The sequence below is a fragment of the Phycisphaeraceae bacterium genome (assembly GCA_019636655.1).
Taxonomy (GTDB): Bacteria; Planctomycetota; Phycisphaerae; order Phycisphaerales; family UBA1924; genus JAHBXB01.
The window spans coordinates 39,341-56,598 of sequence record JAHBXB010000004.1; the positions used below are offsets into that span (position 1 = coordinate 39,341).

At 70.0% G+C, this 17,258-nt stretch carries 16 protein-coding genes; 7 read left to right on the forward strand and 9 right to left on the reverse strand.

Annotated features, from left to right (window positions below):
• The 4 genes from KF745_11785 to KF745_11800 all read left to right on the forward strand — a co-directional run bounded on the left by KF745_11785 (position 1) and on the right by KF745_11800 (position 4,108).
• Positions 1-1,068, forward strand: a complete 1,068-nt coding sequence (locus KF745_11785) for a RelA/SpoT domain-containing protein (protein MBX3359092.1) — start codon at positions 1-3, stop codon at positions 1,066-1,068.
• A gap of 106 nt (positions 1,069-1,174) precedes the next feature.
• Entirely contained in the window at positions 1,175-2,557 is a 1,383-nt protein-coding gene (locus KF745_11790) for a replication-associated recombination protein A (GenBank protein ID MBX3359093.1), read from the forward strand.
• A gap of 80 nt (positions 2,558-2,637) precedes the next feature.
• Positions 2,638-3,435: a hypothetical protein gene (locus KF745_11795; GenBank protein ID MBX3359094.1), complete on the forward strand. Its 798-nt coding sequence runs from the start codon at positions 2,638-2,640 to the stop codon at positions 3,433-3,435.
• 43 nt (positions 3,436-3,478) lie between these two features.
• Positions 3,479-4,108, forward strand: coding sequence for a hypothetical protein (locus KF745_11800; GenBank protein MBX3359095.1), 630 nt, complete (start codon positions 3,479-3,481; stop codon positions 4,106-4,108).
• Positions 4,109-4,120: 12 nt separating this feature from the next.
• On the opposite strand, the gene KF745_11805 is transcribed toward KF745_11800, so the two are convergent.
• A complete protein-coding gene (locus KF745_11805) occupies positions 4,121-5,098 on the reverse strand; it encodes a hypothetical protein (GenBank protein MBX3359096.1) in 978 nt (325 codons plus the stop codon).
• Between the two features lie 464 nt (positions 5,099-5,562).
• Here KF745_11805 and KF745_11810 point away from each other — a divergent pair, with 464 nt between their 5' ends.
• Positions 5,563-6,276, forward strand: coding sequence for a 5-formyltetrahydrofolate cyclo-ligase (locus KF745_11810; GenBank protein ID MBX3359097.1), 714 nt, complete (start codon positions 5,563-5,565; stop codon positions 6,274-6,276).
• A 133-nt stretch (positions 6,277-6,409) separates the two neighbouring features.
• Complete coding sequence (locus tag KF745_11815) at positions 6,410-7,714, forward strand: LysM peptidoglycan-binding domain-containing protein (protein MBX3359098.1); 1,305 nt, start codon at positions 6,410-6,412, stop codon at positions 7,712-7,714.
• Between the two features lie 10 nt (positions 7,715-7,724).
• On the opposite strand, the gene KF745_11820 is transcribed toward KF745_11815, so the two are convergent.
• The 3 genes from KF745_11820 to KF745_11830 all read right to left on the reverse strand — a co-directional run bounded on the left by KF745_11820 (position 7,725) and on the right by KF745_11830 (position 12,745).
• On the reverse strand, positions 7,725-9,440 hold the full coding sequence (locus tag KF745_11820; protein MBX3359099.1) for an NAD+ synthase: 1,716 nt from the start codon (positions 9,438-9,440) through the stop codon (positions 7,725-7,727).
• A gap of 18 nt (positions 9,441-9,458) precedes the next feature.
• On the reverse strand, positions 9,459-10,448 hold the full coding sequence (locus KF745_11825) for a flippase-like domain-containing protein (GenBank protein ID MBX3359100.1): 990 nt from the start codon (positions 10,446-10,448) through the stop codon (positions 9,459-9,461).
• A gap of 86 nt (positions 10,449-10,534) precedes the next feature.
• Positions 10,535-12,745, reverse strand: coding sequence for a hypothetical protein (locus KF745_11830; protein ID MBX3359101.1), 2,211 nt, complete (start codon positions 12,743-12,745; stop codon positions 10,535-10,537).
• Between the two features lie 57 nt (positions 12,746-12,802).
• Between KF745_11830 and KF745_11835 the strand changes: the two genes are divergently transcribed.
• Positions 12,803-13,291 carry a transcriptional repressor gene (locus KF745_11835; protein ID MBX3359102.1) on the forward strand — a complete coding sequence of 163 codons (489 nt, stop codon included), beginning with the start codon at positions 12,803-12,805 and terminating at the stop codon, positions 13,289-13,291.
• A 6-nt stretch (positions 13,292-13,297) separates the two neighbouring features.
• Here the strand turns inward: KF745_11835 and KF745_11840 are convergent, their stop codons facing one another.
• From KF745_11840 to thiL, 5 genes are all read right to left on the reverse strand, one after another.
• Positions 13,298-13,834: a biopolymer transporter ExbD gene (locus tag KF745_11840; GenBank protein ID MBX3359103.1), complete on the reverse strand. Its 537-nt coding sequence runs from the start codon at positions 13,832-13,834 to the stop codon at positions 13,298-13,300.
• On the reverse strand, positions 13,831-14,271 hold the full coding sequence (locus tag KF745_11845; GenBank protein MBX3359104.1) for a biopolymer transporter ExbD: 441 nt from the start codon (positions 14,269-14,271) through the stop codon (positions 13,831-13,833). The genes KF745_11840 and KF745_11845 overlap by 4 nt, the downstream gene beginning before the upstream one ends.
• Before the next feature lie 39 nt (positions 14,272-14,310).
• The gene (locus tag KF745_11850) at positions 14,311-15,159 is read right to left on the reverse strand and encodes a MotA/TolQ/ExbB proton channel family protein (GenBank protein ID MBX3359105.1); all 849 of its coding nucleotides are present in this window, start codon (positions 15,157-15,159) and stop codon (positions 14,311-14,313) included.
• 63 nt (positions 15,160-15,222) lie between these two features.
• Complete coding sequence (gene tsaE, locus KF745_11855) at positions 15,223-15,951, reverse strand: tRNA (adenosine(37)-N6)-threonylcarbamoyltransferase complex ATPase subunit type 1 TsaE (protein MBX3359106.1); 729 nt, start codon at positions 15,949-15,951, stop codon at positions 15,223-15,225.
• 25 nt (positions 15,952-15,976) lie between these two features.
• Complete coding sequence (thiL, locus tag KF745_11860) at positions 15,977-16,888, reverse strand: thiamine-phosphate kinase (GenBank protein MBX3359107.1); 912 nt, start codon at positions 16,886-16,888, stop codon at positions 15,977-15,979.
• Positions 16,889-17,258 lie beyond the last annotated feature (370 nt).

Genomic DNA, 17,258 nt, shown 5'->3' on the forward strand with positions numbered 1-17,258 from the left:
ATGGATTATCCGCCGGTTCCAGAGGAGTCCAAAGGAAGGATCGATGCCGTTGGCAAGCTGCTGGCGTCAGATACCGAGTACATCGGTGGGATTGAGTATGCAAGACAACTGGTTTCTCAATGGCGCGGGGCACACCTGTTTCCGCTTCGTGCGATCGCCGACGATCTCAATCACAGGCTTGCTCGACTAGGCATTGAGGCGATCGTATCTCTTCGACTCAAGCGATTGTTCCGAATACGCGATAAGCTCCGACAATTCGACGAAATGAGACTGACGCGTATGCAGGACGTTGGCGCTCTCCGAGCGGTTGTTTCCGGCGTTGCTGACGTTCGTCGACTCGAACAGGATTACATTTTTAACCCATCAACACCCTGCTCGGATATCGTTCGCGTGGACGACTACATCGCATCGCCTAAGCCGAGTGGATACCGCAGCCTTCATATCGTGTTTAGGTACCACGACAAAGTGCCATCTCGCTACGACGGAATGCGAATTGAACTTCAGGTGCGGACTTCGTCTCAGCACCTATGGGCCTCAGCCGTAGAGGTCACTGGTCTTTGGACAGGCTCGCAGTTGAAGTATGACGAGGGCGATCCTGCGTGGGGTGAGTTCTTCCAATTCGCCGCCGAAGCGATCGCCCGTCGCGAGGGATGCGATCGTTCGGCGAAATTCTCCGGAGATGACGACAGTGTAATCCTGGATAAGTTGCGGAACGCAGAGCGATCGGTCGGTGCGATTGATCGCTTGCGATCACCACTCTGTACGGTGTCTGATGCCCACGTCAACGTCGACACCGACCATGCCCGGGGGAAAGAGATAGTCCTCCTAGAACTAAGCATGGAGCCGCTCGATTTGCGAAGTACGATCTATAAGGAAGAAGAATACACGCAAGCTCTTCAGGCATACGCCGATGCGGAGCAGCGACAGACACTTGCCGAGGACAATACTTCTGTTGTGCTTGTTAACGTGAACTCAGTGATCAGTCTTCGTGATGCATACCCAACATTTTTCCTTGATACCTCACGCTATGCCGACTTAATTGACAATATAATGAATACTGATTGGTAAGTACATCGGGGAGCTTGCCCCGTTCGGCCCTGGCGAGGCAGGTCGATGGTACTTGCAAGAGTGATACTCCGAGCCTCAGGCGATGGGTGCCTAGCTATCATCCCCCATGTCTGATCTCTGGGCGAGCAAACGAAAAGAGGCCGTCCGCAAGGTCGAGCCCCTCGCCGTCCGCATGCGGCCCCGCACCTTCGACGAGGTCGCCGGTCAGCGCCACATCCTGGCCCCGGGCAAGCTCCTCCGCCGGATGCTCGATGCCGACGCCCTCACCAGCCTGATCCTCTTCGGCCCCCCGGGCACCGGCAAGACCACCCTCGCCGAGGTCATCGCCGCCCACACCAACCGCCACTTCGAACGCGAGAACGCCGCCGGCGTCGGCGTCGCCCGCATCCGCGAGATCATCCAGAACGCCGCCGAGCGCCTCGCCAACTCCGGCCGCCGCACCGTCCTGTTCCTCGACGAGATCCACCGCTTCTCCCGCGCTCAGCAGGATGTTCTCCTCGGCGACGTCGAACGTGGCCTCATCACCCTCATCGGCGCCACCACCGAGAACCCCCTCTTCTCCGTCAACTCTGCCCTCGTCTCCCGTTCCACCCTCCTCCGCCTCGAGCCCCTTTCCGAAGACGACGTCATCGCCCTCCTCCGCCGCGCCATCGCCGACCCGGTCCGCGGCTACGGCTCCACGCCCATCACCGTCACCGACGATGCCCTCCGCGTCTGGGCCATCAAGAGCGACGGCGACGCCCGTCGCGCCCTCACCGCCCTCGAAGTCGCCGTGCTCTCACAGGGCAAGGGCGGCGACCCGAGCCACCTCCTCATCGACCGCGCCGCCGCCGAGGAGTCCATCCAGCAGAAGGCCGCCGTCTACTCCGGCTCCGGCGATGAGCACTACGACTCCATCTCCGCCATGATCAAGTCCGTCCGCGGCAGCGACCCCGACGCCGCCGTCTACTGGATCGCCCGCATGCTCGACGCCGGCGAGGACCCGCGCTTCATCTGCCGCCGCCTCGCCATCCTCGCCAGCGAAGACATCGGCAACGCCGACCCCCGCGCCATCATGGTCGCCGCCTCCTGCTGGGAACTCGTCGAACGTATCGGCATGCCCGAGGCCCGCATCACCATCTCCCAGACCGCCATCTATCTCGCCCTCGCCCCCAAGAGCAACGCCTCCTACCTCGCCATCGACGAGGCAATGCAGGACGTCAAGGAGGGCCGCACCATCCCCGTTCCCGTCTTCCTCAAGGACGGCAACGTCCGCAAGCCCATCACGATGAGCGAGGGCGGCGGCGAGGCCCTCGGCGCCCAGTCCGGCGCCGGCCAGACCTACGTCTACACCCATGACGTCGCCCCCACCGCCGGAGTCGGCGGCGTCTCCGGCCAGGACTACCTCGGCGTTGACCGCGAGTACTACCGCCCGACCACCCTCGGGGCCGAGAAACTCCTGAAAGAGCGGCTCGAAGCGATCAAGGCCGCCCGCCGCGGAACGCCGTGAACCCGCCCGAGCCCTCTCGCGGGCGACGCTAAACTCCGGCCGATTCCCCCCGCCGGGAATCCCGACCCGGAGACCCCTCCTTGGACGACATGCTCGCGGTTCAGATTGGTGTGCCCCTCCTGCTCGTTGCCTGCCTCCTCGCCTCCGTCGAGATCGGCTACCGCGTCGGCCGCCGCCGCCTCCGCGGCTCGGACTCGGTCAAGGTCTTCGAGACCGGCGCCATCCAGGGCGCGATGCTCGGGCTCCTGGGCCTGCTCCTGGGCTTCAGTTTCGCCGGCGCCGCCGGGCGGTTCATCGAGCGGCAGGACCTCATCAGCCGCGAGGCCAACGCCATCGGCACCGCCTACCTCCGCTCCGACCTGCTCGATGAGACCCACGGCGCCGCCCTCCGCGCCGCCCTCGCCGCCTACGTCGACCACCGCGTCGTCACCTCGCGATCCCTCCAGCGCGGCCTCACCACCCAGGCCGCAGCCGAGATCGCCGAGTTCCACCGCCGCCTCTGGCGCGCGGCCCGCGCCGGCGTCGAGGCTCGCCCGCCGACGATGGTCCTCGTCATCGGCTCGGTCAACGAGGTCATCGACCTCCACGCCGCGCGCATCGCGGCCGGACGCAAGCACCTCCCCGCCCTCGTGCTCGCCCTGCTCCTGTGCTGCTCCATCCTCTCTCTCGGCGTCATGGGCTACGCCGGCGCCCTCTCCAGGCACCGCAACACGACGATGACCTCCGTGATCGCCATCCTCATCGGCGCCGCCCTCTGGACCACCATCGACCTCGATTGGTCCCGCATTGGCCTCATCCGCGTCTCCGACTCCGCCCTCGTCGAACTCCAGGGCGCCATCTCGGATCAGGAGAAGACCGCCTCCCACACGCCCGCCTGATCCACCCGCCGCCGCGCCCGGCGCCTTCCCATACCCTCCACGCATGGCCGCCCGCCTCACCTCCACGCGCCGCCTCGCACGCTTCGCCGCGATCCTCATCCTCCTCGGCCTCGCCACCACCGTCCTCCTCGCCTGGCTTCCCTCCCTCTTCCCAATCTCCGGCGCCGTCGAGTCCCGCATGAGCGTCGATCCCGACCGCCGCGCCGACTACGTCTGGGTCGTCCTCGAAGACTCCGGCGTCTGGTACTCCAGCTTCACCCACGGCCGCTACCGGCGCGAGTCCCTCTCCGCCGCCACCCCGGAACTCGATCCCGCCTCCATCCCCGCCTGGGTCGCCCCGCGACCGGAATCCGGCGCCCGCGCCACCGTCGCCTTCGGCCTCCCCTTCCGCTCCCTCAAGTGGGTCAGCGAACGCGGCCAGCCCAATGCCCTCAACCTCCCCGGCCTCGGCGCACTCCCCTGGGTCCCCATTTGGCCCGGCCTGCTCGCCGACACCGCTCTCTGGTCCATCGCCTTCGCCGCCCTTGTCGCCCTCGTCCACCTCCCCGCCCGCTGGCTCCGCCGAAGCCGCGGCCGCTGCCCTCGCTGCGGCCACGACCTGCGCGGGGCCGGGAGCTCGGTGTCGGGATGCTCCGCATGCGGATGGAATATGGAGGCGCGGCGCACGAAGTGAGCCGCCACCGAATCACTCCCGCCTGGGCTTTGGCACGACCATCGCCAGGTCGCCCTCCACGAGAACCCCCTTCTCCATGCCCATCTGCTTGAGGGGCCAGAGTTGCTCGGTCAGCGCGTCTCGAATGGCCGTGCCGCGCATGGACGGGCGGGCGTTTGATAACTCCCGTTGCGTTCGTGCCTCAACGCGAGCGGCGTACGAGAGGATCGATTGGCGTGCCAACTCCTTGGACACGCCGAGCTCCACGGCGCGACCCAGAGCCCAGGCCCGGTACGCCGGCGGCCGGTCCCCGTCTTCCAGGGCCCAGTTGAGCAGGGTTTCGCTGCCCTGCTGCGCGCGGATCAATGACGCCGCCTCGTGCAAACGCCATGCAAGATCCTTGGACCCGGCGTTCTCCGCCCGCGCCAGGCCGATCTCGATCGCAGCAAGTGACCCGGCATCTCCCCGCTGCGCCAGCGCCTGGACCTGGCCGATCGGAAACTCACGGAGATCGACGATGTTGGCGGCCGCGGACACCTCTGATCGCAACGCACCGAGCTCCGGCGCCTGGAGCGCATCGGCGATGCACCACCCGATGAGATCCCGGTGGCCTCCGTGCCGGCGGACGAATGCCATCGCTGCCCGGCTCCTCGCGCCCGCATCGACGGGCCACGAGCAAAGCCGCTCCGCAACCCCCGGCAATGCATCGATCGACAGCCACGACGAAACACTGACCTTGCACAAGAGTTTCCACGAGGCGTCCGACACGCTCGGTGCCTGAAGCCGCGGGCAGTCAGCGAGCCGATAGAGCGCAACTTCCAGGCACACCGCAAGATCCCCGCGATTCCCGTCCTCTGCGACTTCCGCGGAAGCCCACTCCGCGGCGAGGTCAACAAGCCGACGCAGGTCCGCTTCGGGCGCGAGCCTGCAGAGTTCGCTCGCCAGCGACGTGCGAACAAGCGGATCGGCATCCCGAGCCGCGATCAGGGTCAGGACTTCTCCCCATGGCACGGCGTGCCCCTGTGAGTTCGCAGTCCGAATCGAACTCAGCAGCAAGTCAAGGGAATCCAGATCCACCTTCCCCGGAGCCTGCATAGCCCGGGTCAACTGGGATGACAGCTTCTCCTGAGTCTGGCCGTGACAATCCGAGCACGCGCCAAGCAGCACAAGGCAGGCGAGAGCCGAAAGCCCAACGGGCCGAAGGCTCCGGCAATGGATCGCGCCAAACCTGGCAAACGCGGAGGGTTGATGAGCCCGTTGCATCGGCGGTGCCTCGATATGACCGACCTCCGAATAAGGTACCGGGTCAGTCGAAAGATCGGTTTCGCTGCCCAGGCCGCCGGAGCAAGGGCCGATGAAGTAAGTTCAAATCCCGCCAATACTTGCGCTCCGCGATCAGCCCGCGTAGTGTGGACTCGAATCTCTGGCCCCGCCACCCCATCCCGGTCGATCTCCCAGTTGGGATGTCCCACGTCATGACCGACATCGATGCGGAAAAGCAGGCCCTCCGCCGCACGGTCAAGGCCCACCTCACGGCCATGGACCGCGCCGACCACGCCTCCCGCTCCGCGCGCATCGGCGCCCACATCGTCAACTCCGCCGCATTCCACGCCGCCCGCCTGGTCATGGCCTTTGATCCTCTTGGCGTCGAAGAGGTTGACCCCGCCGACCCGCCCGGCCCCAAGGGCATCCCCACCGGCGCCGCCTGGGAGCCCGACATCCGCCCCGTTCTGCGGGCCTGCCTCAAACTCGGCAAGAACCTCGCCATCCCCCGCGTCGACTTCGGCCGCCTCGCCCCCTCCCGCGCCTCCACCCCCGGTGGCGACCCCACCCTCACCCCCGTCCTCATCTCCGACCTCGACAAAGACCTCGTTCCCGTCGAGCGCGCCCCCAAGGGCGTCAAGGGCCTCCGCCACCCCCGCCCCAGGCTCCCCGAGGCCGATCTCAACCGGATCGACCTGGTCATCGTCCCCGGCCTGGCCTTCGACCGCGACGGCAACCGCCTCGGCCGCGGCGCCGGCTTCTACGACCGCTTCCTCGCCCGCCGCGAACTCATCGACTTCGGCACGACCACCTTCGGCATCACCTTCTGCCTCGGGCTGGTCGCCGCCGTCCCGCACACCAGCCGGGACATCCCCGTGGACGCGGTGATCACCGAAACCGGCGCGATCACCACCAAGCCCCAATAGCCCCAGAATGCCCCTCCCGACCCCCGCGCCGCCGTCGCGCCGGACTTTCGCCGACAGTTTGTCCCCACGGGCACACACCGGCCGATATCAACGGTTTTGCCGCTAGACTAACGGGCCACGGAGGGCTCTACGCATGACGCTCGCTTCGCAGTCGGTTCGTCCTGTTCGCACCGCCGGTCCCGGCACCAACAACACCCCGCCCCGCGGCCGCCCGTGGTGGGCCCGCGCCCGAACCCCTCGTCAGAACGCCGTCCTCGCCGGCGCCGGCCTCCTCGGTGTGCTGGCGATCGTGATCGGCGTCAAACTCACCTCCGGTGGCACGCCCAAGAGCGTCGAGGCCGGCACCTCGCCCGGCTCGCTCTCGGTCTCCGACACCGCCTCCAAGCCCATCTCGTCACCCCCCGCGACCAGTTCGTTGGTCCGCCGCACCCCCAACGCCCAGCCCCAGCCGCCCGTCACCCCCCCGGTGGTGATGGACACCGCCGGACGCCCGGCCACCGGCACGACCCCCGGCGATTCCGCCCCCGCCGCCGCCGCAACGCCCCTCGCGACGCCGGCCGATTCCGCTCCCGCCCCCGCGGCGGCGATCCCCTCCCCAGCGGCTACCGAGCTGGCAAGCGAGATCCAGCAGACCATCACCGCCGCCGAGCGCGCCCGCCAGGACGGCAAGTACCTCGAGGCCCGCATCCTCCTCAACAAGGCCCTCGTCGACCCCCGCACGGCCGACTCCGAGAAGGAGGCCCTCCGCTCCTGGATGGCCGAGATCAACGAGAGCCTCGTCTTCTCCCCCGCCGTTACCAAGGGCGACCCGCTGACCGACACCTACGTCGTCCAGAGCGGCGACTCCCTCGTCCGCATCGCCGCCCGCCAGGGGCTCGGCGTTGACTACCGCTTCATCCAGCGCATCAACAAGATGTCCGATCCCGGCCGCCTCCAGGTCGGCCAGAAACTCAAGGTCGTCCGCGGCCCGTTCCACGTCGTGGTCGACAAGTCCGCCTTCCGCATGGACGTCTGGGCCGGTTCGCCCCCGTCCCCCGGTAGCCTCGCCAGCCCGTCGAGCCCCGACGGCGTCGAGCCGGATTGGGTCTACATCCGCTCGTTCAAGGTCGGCCTGGGCGAGCACGGCCTTACACCCGTCGGCGCCTTCATCGTCAAGCCCCGCAGCAAACTGGTGAACCCGCCCTGGATCAACCCTCGTACCGGCCAGAAGTTCGCCGCCGACGACCCCGCCAACCCAATCGGCGAGCGCTGGATGGGCCTCGAGGGCGTCGACGAGGCGACGCGCACCGCCGTCGGCTACGGCATCCACGGCACCATCGACCCGTCGAGCATCGGCAAGGAGCAGTCCATGGGCTGCGTCCGCATGGGCTCGAACGACGTCGACATCGTCTGGGAGATGCTGCAGGAAGGCGTCAGCGTCGTCCGCATCGTCCCGTAGCGCCGGCGTTTCACACGCGGTCCGCCCTGTACCCCTGCGCGATCGGCATCCGCCGACCCGATCCGAACGCCACGCCCGTCACCTTCAGCCCGGGCGCCACCTGCTTGCGCTTGTACTCGCTGAGGTCGATCATCCGCAGCACGCGAGAGACCACCGCCGGGTCAAACCCAGTCTCCCGGATGATCCGCGCCGCCGACTCCCGCCGCTCGATGTACCGCTCGATGATCTGGTCGAGCACCTCGTAGGGCGGCAGGCTGTCCTGGTCGGTCTGGTTCGGCCGCAACTCCGCCGACGGAGGCTTGCTGATCGACGCGGGCGGGATCGGCGGCACGCTCAGCCCCGCGATCCCCAGCCTCGCAGGGTTCTGGTTCATCCACCGCGCCAGGCGGTACACCCACTGCTTCCCCACGTCCGCGAGCACCGCCAGCCCGCCGTTCATGTCCCCGTAGAGCGTGCAGTACCCCACCGCGAGTTCGCTCTTGTTCCCCGTGGTCAGCAGCAGGTGCCCGAGCTTGTTCGAGAGCGACATCAGGATGGTGCCGCGGACGCGCGACTGCAGGTTCTCCTCCGCCACGCCCGCCGGCAGGCCCTCGAACGCCGGCGCCAGCGCCCCCTCGAACGCCGCGAACGGCCCCTCGATCGGCACCGACAGGTGCGAGATCCCCAGGTTCTCGACCAGCGCCGCCGCGTCGCTCACCGACCCTTCCGACGAATACCGCGACGGCATCGAGACGCCCAGCACGTTCCTCGCCCCAACCGCAGCCGCGGCGATCACGCCCGTCACCGCCGAGTCGATCCCGCCGGAAAGCCCGAGCACCGCCTGCCTGAACCCCGTCTTCCGCAGGTAGTCCCGCACGCCGAGCACGATCGCGTCGTACAGCAGTTCCTCCTCCGCCGCGCCCGTGAGCGGATCGGCCACCGCGGCCCCGCGCGAGGCCGGACCGACGGGCAGGTCGACGAAGAGCACCTCCTCGACAAACCCGCGCGCAGCGCCGATCAGCCCGCCGTCGGGCCCGAACGCCGCCGCGTGCCCGTCGAAGACCAGCTCATCGTTCCCGCCCACCTGGTTCACCGCGGCGATGTACACCCCGTGCCGGCGCGCGTGCCCCGTCAGGATCTCCCGGTGCCGGCGTCCCTTGCCCAGCACGAACGGGCTCGCCGAGGGGTTGACGATCACGCCCGCGCCGGCCTTCACCAGCGCCTCGACCGGGTCGGGACACTCGAGGTACCTCTCCGCGAATCCGACATCCTGCCCGCGCCACAGGTCCTCGCAGATCGACAGCCCGACCCGCTGACCCGCCACATCGATCACGACGGCGCGGTTACCCGGCACGAAGTAGCGGTCCTCGTCGAAGACGTCGTAGGTCGGCAGCAGCCGCTTGTCGTGGTACGCCAGCAGCTCCCCGTCGCGGTAGGCGAGCAGGCAGTTGGCGATCCCCTTCCGGTCCGAGCCCGGCCGGGCGTCCACCGGCATCGGCGCGCCGAAGACCAGCGTGATCCCCGCCGAGTGCTCCGCCCCCAGCGCCCGGGCCTGCCGCACGCAGGCATCGATGAACCCCTCTTGCAGCAGCAGGTCCTTGGGCGGGTAGCCGCACAGGCACAGTTCCGGAAAGACCGCGAGGTCCGCCCCGCCCGCGCGCGCCGAGGCGGCGAACCCCGCGATCTTCGCGGCGTTCCCGGCGAGGTCGCCGACGGTCGGGTTGATCTGGCACAGGGCGGTGCGCATTCGGGCCCGATTGTACGTTCAGCCTCCCGCGGCCGATCCCCGCGCCCCGCCGCGCCCCAGCACGAGCCGGTCGACGCGCAGCCACGCCGCGCTCGCCGCCGCGGCGACCAGCACCACCGCCGTGTCCGCCGCGCTGACGGCCAGCACCACCGCCGCGAACCCCTCGCTGTGCAGCGCGGCGAAGACGCCGGTGGCGCCCGCCTCTCGCACGCCCAGCGCCCCCGTCGGCGCCACCGCGCCGATCACGAAGTACGCGCTCGCCCCGAGCACGGCCGTGTCCAGCGACACGTCGCTCCCCACCACGCCGGCCACCACCAGGAACCGCGCCGTCTGCACCGCGATGTCCAGCAGCCGCAAACCCACCGCCGGCGCCGCCGCGCCCGGCGAGGCCAGCATTCGCAGCCCCTCGTGGCCCCGCGGCAGCAGGTGCGACACCGCCCGGCGCACCGGCGCGAAGGGCAGCGACACCGCGATCTTCTCGATCAATGCCCACCCGCCCGGCCGCAGGAACAGTCGCGACGACACGATCACGGTCGCCGTCCCGCCCGCGGCGATCCCCAGCGTCGTCGCCCACCACCCCGTCCCGAGCGACCGCTCGTGCGGGAACGCCATGCTCGCCGTCACGGGTGAGAACACGCCGAGAACGATCAGCACCGCCGCCGCCGCCAGCCACGCCCCGGTCGTAAGCACCGGCAGCCCATCGCGAGCCCGGTGCACCACCACGCGCCACAGCAGGCTCAGCTTGAAGGGCGCCAGCCCCAGCAACGTCGCCACCGAGTTCACCGCGACGACATCGACAGGCGGCAGCCGCCTCACCGGCCGCAGCACGACCCAGAACGCCGCGCCGTTGATGGTCAGCGTCACCGCCGACAGCGCCACCACGCCCGCGATCTGCCCCAGCGAGGCGTTCCCCAGTTTGGCGAGTTGCTCCCGGTTGCCGGGGCTGAGCGCCCGGGCGGCGCACCACCACAGCAGCCCGATGCACACCGCGAATCCGATCACCTGCACTGCCGCGCGTACGACCGACCGGCCCGTCGCGGGCGGTGGTGGAGGTGGGTGGGAGTGGGGGGTCGGTGTCGCGCCGGGCGGATGGTTCACGGGTTCGGGCCCTTGAGTCGCAGGAGGTATCGGCCCGAATCGGCCCACCCCCGCACCGGTTCGCACCCTTCCTTGATCCACGTCTTCACGGCCTCGGGTGTGACCGCCGGATCGTACCAGCGGTCCTTCTCGATCAGCCGCTCGAGTTCAGACTGGTTCACCAGCACATACTTCACGCCGCGAGCCCGCAGCGCCTCGGTCCACGCGCCGGGGTCGCCGGGGTTGGCGCGGATCGCATCGCCCAGCGGCGAGGCGTCCCACGTGGTGTGGTACAGCGTCCGTCCACGCAGGTACAGCGGCGTGGAGTCGCCGAGCAGGTAGATCGTCTCGTCCGGATCGATCACCATGTTCGCGTAGATCTCGGGCGTCGGCGCCTCCTGGCGCAGCTGAGCCCGCTCCAGATCGGTGGCGCTCGCGTACGCACGATCGAAACTCCCGCCGGTCAGTTCCGCCACGCCCATCGGCAGGAGCACGTTGGGCTTGGCGTCGCGCTGGGATGCGAAGATCAGCGCCGCCTGCGCCGCCATCGCCAGCGGCAGCGCCGCGCACGCGACCGTCAGCGCCGCCCGCGCCAGCACCCCGGCGCCCGCGCGACGGGTCGTGCCCAGCACCGCCGACACCGCGAGCCCCACCGCGATCGATCCCGGCACGACCAGCGGCACGAGGAAACGGGATTGCATGTGCGTCGCCGCGGCCCACGACGCGATCGACAGCGCGATGCCGATCGCCAGGATCGCCGCCGCGTGCCGCAGCGCCGGCCGGGCCGCCGCGATCAGGAGCGCGACCGGAACTTCAAGGAAGAACACCGACCACTGCGCGTGCGCCATCCCGCGGTCGGCCGACACCAGCACACGGAGCCGGTCCAGCACCGAGCCGCTGAACGCGTGCGCCCCGGCGTAGCGGGCCAACTGCTCTTCCGACCAGTGGCCGGGTCCGAGCAGCGACGCGCCGAACGGGAAGAACGCGTTCCCGCACGCCGCGATGTTCCGCGCCAGCCACGGCATCATCACCGCGAGGCCAGCAACGGCCCCGACCGCCACCGCCGCCGGCCACCGCCGCGCCGGCATTAGGCCCAGCAGCGCTGCGCCCACCCACGGTGTGACGACCATCGCCGCCGTCGGCTTGGCCGAGCACGCGGCGCCGACCAGCATCCCGGCGAGCAGGCCTCGCACGAGCGTCGACAGGTCGCGGTCTGCGGCCACCAGCAGGGCCGCGGCGCCCAGCGCCGTGGTTGCCATCTCGTTGTACGCCAGCGAGCCGACGACGATGACCCAGGGGATCGAGATCACCATCGCGCCCGCGATCGCCGCCGCGGGTACTCCGGCGCGGTCCGGCTCGGGCCCAGGCTTCGCCGCCTCTAGCCCCTGCCGCCGCAGCAGCACCAGCGTGCACCGCGCGGCGAGCAGCGCCGTCATCGCGGCAAGCCCGGCGTGGAGCATCTGGCACGCCACCACGCCCACGCCCTGCTCGCCGACCAGCGGCGCCGAACCACGCCGCGCATCGATCGGTCGCGCGAGCCCGGCGAGGTGCAGGTACGCCCCCTCGACGTACCCCGGCAGGTACGAGTAGACGCTGTGCTCCAGCGGCCTCAGCGCGGCGCCGGTCTCGGCCCACTCCCGCGGCAACTGGAGGTGGTACGACATCGCGTCGAACCCCCCTTTCTCGCTCTCCCACAGCCATCCCGGTGGCGAACTCGCGGCGACCAGCAGCACCGCCAGCCCGGGGATCCCCAGCATCACCCAGCCCGGCATCACCGGCCACTTCTCGGGACGCAACTCGCCCCGCACCACCTGGTCCGCCAGCAGCGCCAGCCCGATGCCGACGGAGACCCACGCCGCGACCGCCGCCCGCGGGCCCGAGAGCAGGCCGGCCATGCCGAGCACCTGCGAGAGCACCAGCATCAGCGCCAGCCCGACGCCGGCCTGGATCCAGAGCCGCGACGGCGAAGCCTTATAGAGGAACGAGAGCAGACGCCCGAATCCGAACGCGGCCCCCAGGTAGGCCGCGCCGAGCCCTCCCGAGATGATCACCGACCAGTACGCCGACGCCGCCGCGGCGATCCGCAGGCGGGTCTCCGCTTCGGGGTGCCCTCGCGGCACATCAAACCCGCCCAGCGAGGCCAGCGGAGCCAGCAACAGGATCAGCAGCACCGCGGAGCCGACCGGCCCGAGCCACTTCCCAAACACGCTCTGGAGCCGGTCGATCACGCCAAGCAGTGTAATGACCACGCGCTCGCCGGGCCGGGTCGAGATACGATCATGCCGATGCCGGGCGGCGAGGTCGACGACAACACGGGCTATTCACGGGCGCCGGCGATGCGCATCATCGAGCCACTGTGCGCCGTCTTCCGGCGCAAACTCAAGAGCGTCGGCCTCAAGTACACCCCCGAGCGGGCCCAGATCCTCGACGCGATCATCCAGTGGGAGGGGGTCTTCCAGGCCGAGGAACTGCTCGAGTCCATGAAGCGGGCGGAGTTCCGCGTCAGCAAGGCGACGATCTACCGCACCATCAAGCTGCTCGCCGAGGCGGGGATCATCCAGCAGGTGCTCTTCGACGCCGAGCACGCTCACTACCACCTGGCCTACGGCAAGTCCGCCACGGGCCTGCTGGTGAACGTGGACACCAGGGAGATCACGGCGATCGAGGTGCCGGAGATCGCGGCGATCCGCGACCGGATCTGCCGCGAGAACGGCGTTGTGCCCGAGGGGCACCGCCTGGTGGTGTACGCGAAGTCGCAGCCGGCCCGCGGATAATGCGGCTCACGGAGCCGGTGGAGTCGCGGACCCGGCGGCGGGCCGGGCCTCGCGTGCCACGCCGATGCCGACCTTGGTGATGTTGGCCGCCTCGCAGGATTCGTGGACCCGGATCACGTCGCGGTAGGGGACGCGCGGCGTCGGGCGGATCATCACCTCGATCTTGTCCGGATCGGCGCCCGGGCCGATCGCCGCGATGCGGTCGACCAGTTCCTGCACGGGGCGGCGGTCGAGGCCCAGTTCGCAGGAGACGACAGTCTCGCCCTGATCGTCGATGTCCATGACGATGTTGATGCGGGTGGGGGGGAGTTCGAGCGGGTCCTTGGGCGCATTGGACTTGCCCGGGCCGCCCTCGACCGGGATCGCGGCGCGGAGGAACCACTCCTCGCCGACGAAGGCGGCGCTGGCCATGAAGAAGATCAGGATGACCATCACGATGTCGACCATCGGGGTCATGTTGGGGCCGAAGTGGGTGGACCACTTGTGGAGGGCGTCGCGGCGGGCGTACCCGCCCCCGCGCCGTCGGCGTGCGGCCTCGCTCATGATCGCTTCTCCGTGGCGAGGCGGACCGACTTGGCCCCGGCCTTGCCGCAGGCGCGGAGGATGGGCTCGACAGCGCCGTAGGAGAGCTCGCGGTCGGCCCGGATCTCGACGGCGGTGGCGGGGCGGTCCAGCAGGCGACCGCGGATGATGGCCTCCAGTGCGTCGGCGTCGCGGACGTCGCGGCCCGCGACGGTGACGCGGGCCGCGCCGCCGAGCCACGCCGTTTCCCCGGGGTCAACGGTGGTCACATCGACGATGAGCGGATCCGTCGCCCGGACCTTCTCCCCCACCTTGGTCTCGGGGAGCCGCACCTGCTGGCCGCGGTCCGATGCGAGCTTCCCGACGAGCAGGAAGAAGATGATCAGGCACATGACCACGTCGATCAACGGCGTGACGTTGATCGGCTCGAGCTCAAGATGGCGGCGGCGCAGTCGCACGGCGGGTGCTGGGCTCCTCGGGGCGTGGGTGCTGGTCCCTTAGCGGGCGACCGGGCCCGGGCGTGCCGGCATCGGCTGGGCGGAGCGGGCGGGTGTGGCCTGGCCGTCAAGCCGGCGCAGGTCGGCGCCGGAGGGGAGCATCTCGACGAGTTCGGCGGCGACGACGGTCGCTTGCGTACACAGGCGGTCGACGCGGGTGCGGTAGAACCCGAAGACCACCAGCGCCGGGACGGCGAGCAGCAGGCCCATGAGGGTGTGGAAGAGGGCCTTCGAGATACCCAGCGAGAGGGTCGCGGGGCTGGCGGTGCCGCCGGCCTGGCCCAGCGCGGCGAAGGCGATGACCATGCCCCACACCGTGCCGGCGAGGCCCAGCAGCGGGCCGAGGTTGCCCAGGATGTTCAGCGGCTCGATCTTGCGGAACCAGCGGGAGGACTCCTCGGACGCCGCGAGTTCGGCGGCCTCGCGCTGTGAGTCCTTGGTGTCGCCGCCCTTGGTCATGGCGGACTGCACGACGCGGCTGATGAACGCGTCGTCCTCGCTCACGAACTGCCGGACCTGCCCCCACTGGCCCGCGGCGGCGAGGCGGCGCAGGGCCTCCTCGGACTCCGGCGGCGCGATGGTGCCCTGCCGGATCTCGATGAAGGCCATGATGATCACCGCCCAGGCGACCAGCGACGCGGTCACGAGCAGGATGGTGAACAGGTCAAAGGACTGGCGGAACAGGTCCCAGAGCGTGACGTTCTGCGGGCCGGCGGCCTCCGCGGCGGGGGTCGCTCCACCCGTCTGGGCCATGGCCCAGACGCCGAGGGAGAGGACGGTTCCGACGAGGAGGACGCTGCGGATCGGTGCACGGAGCGAGGCCCGCGCGCGCGGTGCGAGGTGATTCATAGCGGCCATTCTACACTCCGTTGGGGTCGGGTTGGACGCCGGTCGCGGGTACGGCCTGTCGCGTTAGCGGGACGGGCCGTGCGCCTCGGGGCCCTGCAGGTCCGGGTCATCGGCGTCGTCGGGCAGGATGTCTCTGCTGACCCGATACGCACCGGTCAGCCAGCGGTTGAGGTCGGCCATGCGGGCGCGTTCGTCGGCGAAGGGGAATGTCGGGCTGTCAGGGGGGACGGGGCGGCCGGTGATGGAGCAGCGGACCCAGCCGGCGGGGAGCGGCGCGCCCGGCGGCAGGAGCGCCGCGAACCCGGGGCGGGCGGACCAGGAGTCGGGGAGATCGAGTTTGATCAGGCGCGAGGTCTCGCCGGTCGGGGTGAGGTGGATGTCGGCGCGGGACTGGCCCGCGGGGAGGGCGGGCTCGATGCGCTTGGCCCACTCGATGACGACGACGCCGGAGCCGTCGGTGACGCGGTCCCAGCCGAGGGAATCCAGTTCATCGGCGCCGGCGAGGCGATAGGCGTCGACGTGGAACAGGGAGGGGCCGGCGGTGGGTTGGGTAGGGGGGGAGGGGGGATGGGGGGGGTCGGGCCGGTACTCGTGGACGATGACGAAGGTGGGGCTGGAGACGATGGACTCGGCGATCCCCATGCCGCGGGCGATGCCGCGGACCAGGCGGGTCTTGCCGGCGCCCAGTTCGGCGTGGAGCCCGACGATGTCGCCGGGACGGAGGATGCGCGCGAGGGCGGCGCCAAGGGCGATGGTGTCGTCTTCGGAGTTGGAGGTGTGGGTGATGACCATGGGGAGGTGGACGGGGGTGTGGACTCTAGTGGTCCGCGTGGTCGTAGCCGAGGGTGGAGATGTCGATCGGCGGGGTGCCCGGTTCGAGGGCGACGCAGCCGTGGCCGGGGGTGACGCGGCCGATGCGGGTGACGGGCGTGCCCGCGAGGCGATCCGGGACCGGGGCACCGGGGGCGGCGGCGAAGAGGAGTTCGTAGTCCTCGCCATCGGAGGCGGCGCGGCGCCAGTCGGCGAGGCCGTCGGACCGGGGGATGGCGGGGGCGTCGATCTCGATGCGGGTGCCGGAGGCGAGGGCCATGCGGCCGGCGTCGCGCCCGAGGCCGTCGGAGAGGTCCATCATGGCGTGGAGCGAGTCGCCGAGGGCCGCGAGGAGGTCGGCGACTTCGCGGAGGCGGGGCTCGAAGGAGAGGTGGCGGCCGGAGGCGAGGGCGTTGCCGAGTTTTCCGGTGACGTAGAGGTCGTCGCCGGGGCGGGCGCCGGAGCGGAGGATGGGGCGAGCGATGGGCTGGCCGACGATGGTGACGGTGAGGGAGAGGCGGGGCGCGGGGTGGTCCGCGCCCCACATCGCGATGTCGCCGCCGACCAGGGGGCAGCCGAAGTGGCGGGCCCAGCGGGCCATGGCGTCGAAGAGGGCGTCGGCGTGGGGGTGGGCGTGGGGGAGCAGGGCCGCCGCGAGACCCCATCGCGGCGAGCCGGCCATCGCGGCGATGTCGCTGACGGTGCGGGCGATCGCCTTGCGGGCGATGAGGTCGATCGGGGTGTCCGGGGCGAAGTGGCGGGACTCGACGAGTTGGTCGACCTTCAGGAGGAGGGGGTCGCCGGAGTGGGAGCGGACGACAGCGCAGTCGTCGCCCGGGCCGACGATGATGTCGGGATCGAGGGCGGCGAGAGAGCCGGAGCGGCCGTAGATGTGGGCGAGGAGGTCGGACTCGCGCATATGGGGAAGGGTAGTGGGGGACTCGATGGGCCATTCGAACTCGTCACGCTCGCCTTGCCGGCGCGAGAGCGACGGGGTGAGAACATCAACGCGGCGGTGAGCCACATCGTGTTTGGAGTGGGGATGGACACCACATATCCCAAGGGCTCGCTTCCACCGAGGCGTCCCCACCCGGCGAAGGTGGTGCCGTCGGCGGAGACGGCCTGGGCGGTGTCGAAGAGCCAGCCCGAGGGGAACGAGACGCCGTTGGCGGTGAGGTAGGTGGACAGCAGTTCGGTGCCGCGCTCCGGCGTCCAAACGAATGCAACCTCGCCGGCGCCGACAACTGCCGCACCCGCGACCACGGTTCCCAGGTCGTTGAGTGCGTACG

Excerpts from the sequence above, each read along its gene's own strand:
- KF745_11785 (MBX3359092.1), top strand. The coding sequence starts at position 1 with ATGGATTATCCGCCGGTTCCAGAGGAGTCCAAAGGAAGGATCGATGCC.
- KF745_11790 (MBX3359093.1), top strand. The coding sequence starts at position 1,175 with ATGTCTGATCTCTGGGCGAGCAAACGAAAAGAGGCCGTCCGCAAGGTC.
- KF745_11800 (MBX3359095.1), top strand. The coding sequence starts at position 3,479 with ATGGCCGCCCGCCTCACCTCCACGCGCCGCCTCGCACGCTTCGCCGCG.
- KF745_11810 (MBX3359097.1), top strand. The coding sequence starts at position 5,563 with ATGACCGACATCGATGCGGAAAAGCAGGCCCTCCGCCGCACGGTCAAG.
- KF745_11815 (MBX3359098.1), top strand. The coding sequence starts at position 6,410 with ATGACGCTCGCTTCGCAGTCGGTTCGTCCTGTTCGCACCGCCGGTCCC.
- KF745_11820 (MBX3359099.1), bottom strand. The coding sequence starts at position 9,440 with ATGCGCACCGCCCTGTGCCAGATCAACCCGACCGTCGGCGACCTCGCC.
- KF745_11835 (MBX3359102.1), top strand. The coding sequence starts at position 12,803 with ATGCCGGGCGGCGAGGTCGACGACAACACGGGCTATTCACGGGCGCCG.
- KF745_11840 (MBX3359103.1), bottom strand. The coding sequence starts at position 13,834 with ATGAGCGAGGCCGCACGCCGACGGCGCGGGGGCGGGTACGCCCGCCGC.
- KF745_11850 (MBX3359105.1), bottom strand. The coding sequence starts at position 15,159 with ATGAATCACCTCGCACCGCGCGCGCGGGCCTCGCTCCGTGCACCGATC.
- tsaE (MBX3359106.1), bottom strand. The coding sequence starts at position 15,951 with ATGGTCATCACCCACACCTCCAACTCCGAAGACGACACCATCGCCCTT.
- thiL (MBX3359107.1), bottom strand. The coding sequence starts at position 16,888 with ATGCGCGAGTCCGACCTCCTCGCCCACATCTACGGCCGCTCCGGCTCT.